2 protein-coding genes are annotated in these 1,843 nt (G+C 73.5%); both read right to left on the reverse strand.

Features of this window, described 5'->3' with window-relative positions; translation table 11 throughout:
• Window positions 1-105: 105 nt before the first annotated feature.
• A complete protein-coding gene (gene egtD, locus ACFXB5_RS37640) occupies window positions 106-1,071 on the reverse strand; it encodes an L-histidine N(alpha)-methyltransferase (protein WP_385216881.1) in 966 nt (321 codons plus the stop codon).
• Complete coding sequence (gene egtC / locus ACFXB5_RS37645) at window positions 1,068-1,790, reverse strand: ergothioneine biosynthesis protein EgtC (RefSeq protein ID WP_385216884.1); 723 nt, start codon at window positions 1,788-1,790, stop codon at window positions 1,068-1,070. Before egtC ends, egtD begins: the two co-directional genes overlap by 4 nt.
• Window positions 1,791-1,843: the final 53 nt, after the last annotated feature.

The following is a 1,843-nucleotide window of genomic DNA, read 5'->3' on the forward strand; positions in this document are numbered from 1 at the left end:
CTCGGTGGTCGGGGCGGGACACACGGTCACGGGCCACCCCGCAATGCGTCCGGCGGCCCGCGACCGATGGTCCCGGGCGCGGCCGAGCCGCGTTCCGTCGAGGAGTTACCGGCGCACGGCGAGCGACACCGCGAAGCGGCCCTCCGCGTCGGTCCACCAGCGCCGCGACTCCATCCCCGCGGCGGCCAGTTCGGCCCGCACCTTCTCCTCCCGGAACTTGGCGGACACCTCGGTGCGGACCTCCTCCCCGGACGTGAAGTGCACCGCGAGATCCATGGCGGGGATCTTCGCGGTGAGCTCCTTACGGGCCCTCAGCCGCATCTCGATCCACTCCTCCTCGGCGTTCCACACCGCCACGTGGTCGAAGTCGGAGGGGTCGAAGTCGGCGCCCAGTTCGCGGTCGAGCACCGTCAGCACGTTCTTGTTGAACGCCGCGGTGACCCCTTGGGCGTCGTCGTAGGCGGAGACGAGCGTGGCCTCGTCCTTGACCAGGTCGGTGCCGAGCAGCAGCGCGTCGCCGGGCGCGAGCAGCTCGCTCACCGAGGCGAAGAAGGCCGCCCGCTCCGCCGGCAGCAGATTGCCGATGGTGCCCCCGAGGAAGGCCAGCAGCCTCGGCCCCGGGGTGTCGTCGGGCAGCGCGAGCCCGTTCATGAAGTCGGCCACCAGCGCGTGCACCATCAGCCGTGGATGCTCGGCCAGCAGTGCCTCCCCGGCCATTTCCAGCGCGCTCTCGCTCACGTCGACGGGGACGTAGACGCGCAGATCCGGCAGCGCCCGGATCAGGTGGTGGGTCTTCTCGGAGGAGCCGGAGCCGAGTTCGGCGAGGGTGCGGGCCCCGGTGGCGTCGGCGATCTCCGCCGCGCGGGCGACGAGGATCTCCCGTTCGGCGCGGGTCGGATAGTACTCGGGCAGCCGGGTGATCTCTTCGAAGAGCGCGCTTCCCCGGGCGTCGTAGAACCACTTGGGCGGAAGCTGTTTGGGGGTGCTGGTCAGCCCGTCGGCCACATCGGCGCGCAGCGCGGTCGTGGTGGCATCGGCGGGCAGGGTGCGGGTGACGGTGAAGGGGCTCAACGGGAAGCCTCCTTGAGTGCGGTGAGCAGTACATCGGTGCGGGTGGCGGTGAGCAGGGTGCGGTCGGGGACCTCGGTCCAGCCGGGGTCCTGGTCGTACGGCTCGGAGGCCACCACCACGCCCCGGTCCGGATCGGCCAGGTACCACAGCGTGTCGCCCCAGGCGGTGGCGGCGATGGTCTCCCCGTCCATGAGCAGCAGATTGAGCCGTGAGTCGGGGGAGGCGTCGGCGAGCCGCTCGACGGTCTCGGCCAGCGCCTCCGGCGGCGCGTGGCCCAGCCGCAGCCGGTGCAGCACCAGCGCCCAGACGAACGCCGAGTCGCACCGCGCCTCCAGGCCGAGCAGCTCCGCCGGTGGCAGTGCGGCGGCGAGGTCCGCGACCGAGTGCGGCCAGTCGCGGAGCGCCCCGTTGTGGCTGAACAGCCAGGTCCCGGAGGTGAACGGCGAGGCGCCCGCCTCGCCGTCCGCGCTCGCCTCGGTGGCATCCCTTACGGCGGCCATCAGCGCCCCCGTGCGCACCACGCGGGCCAGGTCGGCGAAGGACAGATCGCCCCAGATGGGCCCGGCGCGGCGGTAGCGCGCGGGCACCGGGTCGTCCGACGCGTACCAGCCGACGCCGAACCCGTCGGCGTTGACCGTGCCGTGCGCCTGCCGCCGCGGGGCCCCCGCCCGCACCAAAACGCCGGTCGGCGGGCCCCCCCCGACCACCCCCGGCGGAATGCCCGCGCCCCCCGCATGCCCATGTCGCGGGAGACCACGGCGAACCCCCCGCG

This window comes from Streptomyces sp. NPDC059455 (assembly GCF_042750115.1).
GTDB lineage: Bacteria > Actinomycetota > Actinomycetes > Streptomycetales > Streptomycetaceae > Streptomyces > Streptomyces endocoffeicus.